This is a genomic window from Micromonospora sp. 4G55, from assembly GCF_016803375.1.
Genome location: NZ_JAEVHN010000358.1, coordinates 1 through 6,313 on the forward strand (window position 1 = coordinate 1; position 6,313 = coordinate 6,313).

Annotated in this window: 6 protein-coding genes and 1 pseudogene; 2 read left to right on the forward strand and 5 right to left on the reverse strand. The window is 72.9% G+C overall.

Annotated elements, in window-relative coordinates:
• Nucleotides 1-669: pseudogene (locus tag JNW89_RS24130) on the reverse strand (NUDIX hydrolase); the annotation flags it as partial.
• Nucleotides 670-739: 70 nt separating this feature from the next.
• Between JNW89_RS24130 and JNW89_RS24135 the strand changes: the two are divergent.
• Nucleotides 740-1,708: a Gfo/Idh/MocA family protein gene (locus tag JNW89_RS24135; RefSeq protein WP_238450616.1), complete on the forward strand. Its 969-nt coding sequence runs from the start codon at nucleotides 740-742 to the stop codon at nucleotides 1,706-1,708.
• A gap of 51 nt (nucleotides 1,709-1,759) precedes the next feature.
• Here JNW89_RS24135 and JNW89_RS24140 read toward each other — a convergent pair whose 3' ends face one another.
• From JNW89_RS24140 to JNW89_RS24150, 3 genes are all read right to left on the reverse strand, one after another.
• Entirely contained in the window at nucleotides 1,760-2,764 is a 1,005-nt protein-coding gene (locus JNW89_RS24140; protein ID WP_238450617.1) for an inorganic phosphate transporter, read from the reverse strand.
• A 4-nt stretch (nucleotides 2,765-2,768) separates the two neighbouring features.
• Nucleotides 2,769-3,395 carry a DUF47 family protein gene (locus JNW89_RS24145; protein ID WP_238450618.1) on the reverse strand — a complete coding sequence of 209 codons (627 nt, stop codon included), beginning with the start codon at nucleotides 3,393-3,395 and terminating at the stop codon, nucleotides 2,769-2,771.
• 130 nt (nucleotides 3,396-3,525) lie between these two features.
• Complete coding sequence (locus JNW89_RS24150) at nucleotides 3,526-4,509, reverse strand: PPK2 family polyphosphate kinase (RefSeq protein ID WP_238450619.1); 984 nt, start codon at nucleotides 4,507-4,509, stop codon at nucleotides 3,526-3,528.
• A gap of 132 nt (nucleotides 4,510-4,641) precedes the next feature.
• Here JNW89_RS24150 and sigJ point away from each other — a divergent pair, with 132 nt between their 5' ends.
• Nucleotides 4,642-5,619 (forward strand): RNA polymerase sigma factor SigJ, encoded by a 978-nt coding sequence (gene sigJ / locus JNW89_RS24155; protein ID WP_238450620.1) that lies wholly within the window; start codon nucleotides 4,642-4,644, stop codon nucleotides 5,617-5,619.
• Nucleotides 5,620-5,640: 21 nt separating this feature from the next.
• Here the strand turns inward: sigJ and JNW89_RS24160 are convergent, their stop codons facing one another.
• A complete protein-coding gene (locus tag JNW89_RS24160; protein WP_238450621.1) occupies nucleotides 5,641-6,147 on the reverse strand; it encodes a DUF402 domain-containing protein in 507 nt (168 codons plus the stop codon).
• Between the last annotated feature and the right edge of the window lie 166 nt (nucleotides 6,148-6,313).

Here is a 6,313-nt window from a genome sequence, read left to right on the forward strand (position 1 = left end):
GCCGGCCTCGGCCCGGGCCAGGGCGTCCGCCGGGCGGATCCACATGGTGTGGTCGGCCTCGCCGGAGACGTCCCGGGTCCGCTGCCCCTCGGGCAGCAGCGCCACGAAGAAGTACGTGTCGAAGCGGCGCGGCTCGAACTCCGGGGTGATCCACCGGCTCCACGGCAGCAGCAGGTCCGACCGGAGGGTCAGCCGCCGCCCGGCCAGCAGGTCGGCGAAGCCCACCCGGCGGGCCTCCAGGTCCTGCCGGGCGGCCTCCCACTCGTCGCCACTGACGTCGCCGACCACGGTCGCGGCGTCCGGGCCGCCAGCAGCACGCCGGCCTCCTCGAAGACCTCCCGCGCGGCGGCGCAGACCACCGCCTGGGCGGCCGCCGGGGCCACCCCCCAGCCGGCCGGCCCACTCCGCCGGCTCCGGGCCGGCCCAGTCCAGGTGCGCCTGGGAGTCGGAGCGGTCCACCCCGCCGCCGGGGAAGGCGTACATCCCGCCGAAGGCCATCGCGGCGACCCGGCGGATGACGTACACCTCGAAGTCGTCGCCGGCCGGGCGCAGCAGCAGCACGGTGGCCGCGACCCGCGGCACCGCCGGGGTCCCGCCCTCGGCGCGGAACCGGCGGGCGTGCTCGACCAGGGCGGCCGGGGCGGCGAAGCCGTCACTGTCGATCGTCATCCCGCGAGCCTAGTTCCCGACCGGTGGATCGCCCGACCGGCCGGTCGGCGATCTTCGTTAGCCTGCCGGCATGACACGTTGGGGAATCCTGGCCACCGGGTACATCGCCGGCCGCTTCGCCGAGGACCTGCGCCTGGTGCCGGGGGCCGAACTGGTCGCGGTCGGGTCGCGGACCGCCGAGAGCGCCGAGCGGTTCGCCGCCCGGCACGGCGTCCCCCGGGCGTACGCGTCGTGGGCCGAGTTGGCCGCCGACCCGGACCTCGACGTGATCTACGTGGCCACCCCGCACGCCGCCCACCACGAGGCGACCCGGGTCTGCCTGGACGCCGGCCGGGCGGTGCTGGTGGAGAAGCCGTTCACCCTCGACCTGCCGAGCAGCACCGAGCTGATCGAGTCCGCCCGCGCCCGTGGGGTCTTCCTGATGGAGGCCATGTGGATGCGGACGAACCCGCTCATCCTGCGGGTGGTCGACCTGATCGCCGACGGGGCGATCGGCGCGGTGACCAGCGTCCGGGCCGACTTCGGCGCGGCCGGGCCGTTCCCGCCCGAGCACCGGATGCGGGCCCGCACCCTCGGCGGCGGCGCCCTGCTCGACCTCGGCGTCTACCCGGTGAGCCTGGCCCACCTGCTGCTCGGCGTGCCGCAGCACGTGCACGCCTGGGCGAAGCTCGGCCCGGAGGGCGTGGACGAGAACACCGGCATCGTCCTCGGGTACGACTCGGGCGCGGTCGCCACGCTCGGCTGCGGCATGGTCGGCGCGACCGCGATCAGCGCCTCGATCACCGGCACGACCGGCCGGATCGACCTGCCCGAGCCGTTCTACCGGCCGGGGTCGGCGGTGCTGCACCGGGCCGGCGCCGAGCCGGAGATCATCCCCGCCGACCTCACCGGCGGCGGCTACCAGCACGAGGCCGCCGAGGTGCAGCGCTGCCTGGCGGCGGGGCTGACCGAGAGCCCGCTGGTGCCGCACTCCGCCACATGTGAGGTGATGGGGCTGCTGGACGGCATTCGGGAGCGGATCGGCGTGCACTACGCGTGAGGGGCCCCCTGCCGGTGGCGGGGAGCCCCTCGACGGGCGGTACGGCCGGGATCAGAACAGCGGCCGGACCACCAGGTAGGTCAGGCAGGCGATCAACGCGGCCGCCGGGAACGTGATGATCCAGGCGAGCACGATGTTGCCCGCGACGTTCCAGCGCACCGCGGAGAGCCGCTTGGTGGCACCCACACCCATGATCGCCGAGGTGATCGTGTGGGTGGTGGAGATCGGGGCCTTCAGCACCAGGGCGTTGAAGTAGAGCACCGCGCTGGCCACCGTCTCGGCGGCGAAGCCCTCCGGCGGACCCAGGTCGATGATCTTGCGGCCGAGGGTGCGGATGATCCGCCAGCCGCCCGCGTAGGTGCCCAGCGCCAGCATGGTCGCCGAGGTCCAGAACACCCAGCCCGGAATGTGCGTTTTGCTCTCCTGGAAACCGCCGGTGTAGAGCGCCAGCACCACGATGCCCATGGTCTTGGCGGCGTCCTGCATGCCGTGGCCGACCGACATGGCCGCCGCCGAGGCGGTCTGCGCCCAGCGGAAGCCCCGGTTGAGCTTGCCCGGCTGCCCCTTCCGGAACAGCCAGAGGATGGCCAGCATCAGCAGGTACCCGAGGGTGAGGCCGACGATCGGCGACAGGATCATCGGAAGGATGACCTTCTGACCGATGTTCGCCCACTGCACCACACCGCCGGTGGCGAGCAGGGTCGCCCCGACCAGGCCGCCGAAGAGGGCGTGCGAGGAGGACGACGGCAGGCCGAAGTACCAGGTGATCAGGTTCCACGCGATGGCGCCGAGCACCCCGGCGAAGACCACCCCCAGGCTGGCCACGCCGGTGGGCAGGGTGACCAGGCCGTCACCGACGGTCTTGGCCACTCCGGCACCGAAGTGCGCGCCCACGAAGTTGCCGACCGCGGCGAGCCCCAGGGCGATCCGGGGTGTCAGCGCCCGGGTGGAGACGCTGGTCGCGATCGCGTTGGCGGCGTCGTGGAAGCCGTTGGTGTAGTCGAACGCCAGGGCCACCGCGATCACCGCCAGCACGGCGATGAGTTCGGGAGTCACAGGATCAGGACTCCTTGACCGCGATGGTCTCGACGGTGTTGGCCACGTGCTCGAAGGCGTCGCAGGCGGCCTCCAGCTCGTCGGCGACCTCCTTCATCTTCAGCACGGTGAGCGCGTCGTACTCGCCGGAGAAGAGCCGGACCAGCAGCATCCGGTACACCTGGTCGCCGTTGTTCTCGAGCCGGTTGCACTCGATCCAGTAGTCCTCGAGGTCCTTCATCGACTTCAGCCGGGGCATCGCCTCGGCGGTCAGCTTGGCCTGCTGGTCGAGCACAGTCACCATCTCGTGCATCTCACGAGGCAGCGAGGGGAGCTTGGTCAGGCCGTACAGGTAGAGCAGGTTGCCCACCGCCTCCAGGTGGTCCATCACGTCGTCGAGCAACGAGCCCAGCCGGTAGATGTCCTCCCGGTCGAAGGGGGTGATGAAGGTGGAGTTGATCTTCTTGTAGAGCTCGTGGGTGATCTGGTCGCTGTCGTGCTCGACCTCGGTCAGCCGCTCGCTCACCGACTGCACCTCGACCCCGGGCAGGGCCAGCTCGTTCAGCAGCTCGGTGCCCTTCACCAGGTTCTGCGCGGCCCTGGTGAAGAGCTCGTAGAAGGCGCCCTCGGTGGGACGGAAGGAAAACTTCACAGCACGGACCTCGTCGTGTCGGTGGAAGGGTGGCCGACGCCGCCGGGGCGTCTGCTCTGGGCATGCTAAGGACACAGGGAAACCGGGCATTCCCCGGCCCACCCCTGGTCAGGCCCGATTCACCGCTCGTTCACCCGCCGTTCACCTTCACCCCTTCATCGTCGGCCCGCAACCGCTCGCGCTCCCGCTCCACGTCGAAACCGGCAGCCGGATACCCCAGATGCAGAGCGGCGAACGTCTCCCGCAGCAGGTGGGCCACCGCCCAGTCCCGGTACCACTTGCGGTCCGCCGGCACCACGAACCAGGGCGCGGCCTCCGTGCCGCACCGCTGGAGCGCCTCGGCGTACGCGGCCTGGTAGTCGTCCCAGCGGGCCCGGGAATCGAGGTCCGACGGGTTGTACTTCCAGTGCTTGCGCGGGTCGGTCAGCCGCTCCAGCAGCCGCTCGCCCTGCTCCTCGCGGGAGATGTGCAGCATCACCTTGACCAGGGTCACCCCGGCGTCGACCAGCTCGTGCTCGAAGGCGTTGATCTCGTCGTACCGGGCCCGCCAGGTGGCCTCCGGGACCAGCTCCGCCACCCGGGCCACCAGCACGTCCTCGTAGTGTGAGCGGTTGAACACGCCCACGTACCCGGGCGGGGGCAGCGCCCGCCGGATCCGCCAGAGGAAGTCGTGGCGCAGCTCCTCCTCGGTGGGCGGACCGAACGAGCGGATGTGCAGGCCCAGCGGGTTCATCGCGCCCGCGACCCGCTTGACCGCGCCGTCCTTGCCGCCGCAGTCCATCGCCTGGAGCACCAGCAGCACCCGGCCCGGCCGGTCCGGGGCCAGCTCGGCGCCGCCCGTGGTGGGCGCCGACGCGGGCGCGTCCGGCTCACCGGCGGCCTTGGCGGTGGCGAAGAGCATCTCCTGCTGTTCGCCCAGCTCCGCGCCAAGGAGTTCGACCTGCTCGCGGGCCCAGGCCTTGCGGGCCCGGCCCCCGCCGGCCGCCGCCGGCAACCCCGGGGTCGAGCGGGAATCGACCGTACGCGGGTCGACCGCCCCCGGTGAGACCCGGAGCAGGTCCCGCAGCTCTCCACCCTCGGGTGCCACGATGTCCGATCCATCGACTGCGCTCATCCCGCGATCATCGCCCACCTCGCCCTCCGCCGCCTCCCGAGCACCACCCACCTCTCCCGCCCAAAGGTGGACGGGGCTCGCGGGAGTGGGTGTCACGTTTTGGGGCGGTGGGGCGTCCGGTGGGCGGGGAGAATGCCGTCGGGTGGGGAGGCGACTGTGACGGTGGACGCGGTGAGCGAGTTCGAGGCCGAGCGCGGGCGGCTGATGGCGGTGGCGTACCGGATGCTGGGCAGCCGGAGCGAGGCCGAGGACGCCGTGCAGGAGACCTGGCTGCGCTACGCCACTGCCCTCGGCGACCCGGCCGCCCGCGCCGAGGTGCGGCACCTGGGCGGCTGGCTCACCACCACCTGCGCCCGGATCTGCCTCGACCTGCTCCGCTCCGCCCGGGTACGCCGGGAGACGTACCCGGGGCAGTGGCTGCCCGAGCCGCAGGTGACCCCGCTCGGCGCGGCCCCGGAGCCGGACGGCTTCGCCCCCGACCCGGCCGAGCGGGCCGTCCGCCGCGACCAGCTCGGCACCGCCCTGCTGGTGGTGCTGGAACGGCTCACCCCCGAGCAGCGGGTGGCCTTCGTGCTGCACGACGTCTTCGCCGTGCCGTTCGGGCAGATCGCCGAGGCGCTCGGCACCAGCCCGGAGGCGGCCCGGCAGCTCGCCTCCCGGGCCCGCCGCGCGGTCAACGCCTCCGACGCGCCCCGGCACAGCGCCGACCTGGCCGAGCAGCGGCGGGTGGTGTCCGCCTTCGTGGCCGCGACCGAGTCCGGCGACCTGGCGGGGCTGATGCGGGTGCTGGCGCCGGACGTGGTGCTGATCGGCGACGGCGGCGGGCACGCCGCGGCCGCCCGCAACCCGATCGCCGGGGCCGACAAGGTCGCCCGGTTCACCCTCGGTCTCTTCAGCCAGGCCGGCCGCTTCGGCCACCGGGTACGCACCCGGCCCGTGCTGGTGGACGGGGCGCTCGGGTTGCAGATCGAGACCACCCGACCCGACGGGCGGACGCAGCGGCTGGTCACCGCGTTCGCCGTGGACGGCGGGCGGATCACCGGCATCTTCAACCAGCTCAACCCGGACAAGCTGACCCGGGTGGCGGAGATCGGCGCCGGGGACGGCTGACCGCGGCGCCGGTGAGCCGGCTCAGAGCACCAGCGCCAGCCACTTCCGGTAGGACGTGGCGAACGGCTCGGTGCCGTCGCCCAGCGCGCCGAGCAGCCAGCGCGACGCCGCCTCCGCCTCGGCCACCAGATCGTCGGGGTAGCCGAACCGCTCCCGGTGCTCGGCGAACTCGTCCTCGTCACGCAGCTCGACCGCCCCGGTGGCGCGCCGGCGCACCACGTCCAGGTCCAGGTCGAACAGGTGCACGGTGTCGTCGCCCTCCCAACGGGCCGGGGTGGTGATGTCGCAGTAGACCTCGCTGGTCCGCGGCGGCGGGTTGAACATGCCCGTCCACCAGGCGTGGTGCGGCACCAGGAGCACGAAGGGGATCTGCTCCACTGAGGGCCGGCCGTGGTAGACCGACTCGGTGCCGGCCGGCACACCCAGCCAGACCCCCAGGTCGTCCTCGGTGAGCCGGCGGGCCGGGTAGTCGCGGTGGGCGCTGCCGTCGTACTTGCGGTAGATCACACGGACCACGTCGCTCGGCATGAGTCGCACCCTAACCGATTCCGCCCAACGGTCGCTGCGCGGAAACAACCGGTCACGATCGGGTATCCCACGCGGCCGGGTGGCGCGCCCGGTGTCGCCGTCGGCGGGTACCGTCGCACGGTGACTCCGCCGCGCACCGCCACCGGTTCCGCCACCCCGTCGGCCC

Excerpts from the sequence above, each read along its gene's own strand:
- JNW89_RS24135 (WP_238450616.1), top strand. The coding sequence starts at position 740 with ATGACACGTTGGGGAATCCTGGCCACCGGGTACATCGCCGGCCGCTTC.
- JNW89_RS24150 (WP_238450619.1), bottom strand. The coding sequence starts at position 4,509 with ATGAGCGCAGTCGATGGATCGGACATCGTGGCACCCGAGGGTGGAGAG.
- sigJ (WP_238450620.1), top strand. The coding sequence starts at position 4,642 with ATGCCGTCGGGTGGGGAGGCGACTGTGACGGTGGACGCGGTGAGCGAG.
- JNW89_RS24160 (WP_238450621.1), bottom strand. The coding sequence starts at position 6,147 with ATGCCGAGCGACGTGGTCCGTGTGATCTACCGCAAGTACGACGGCAGC.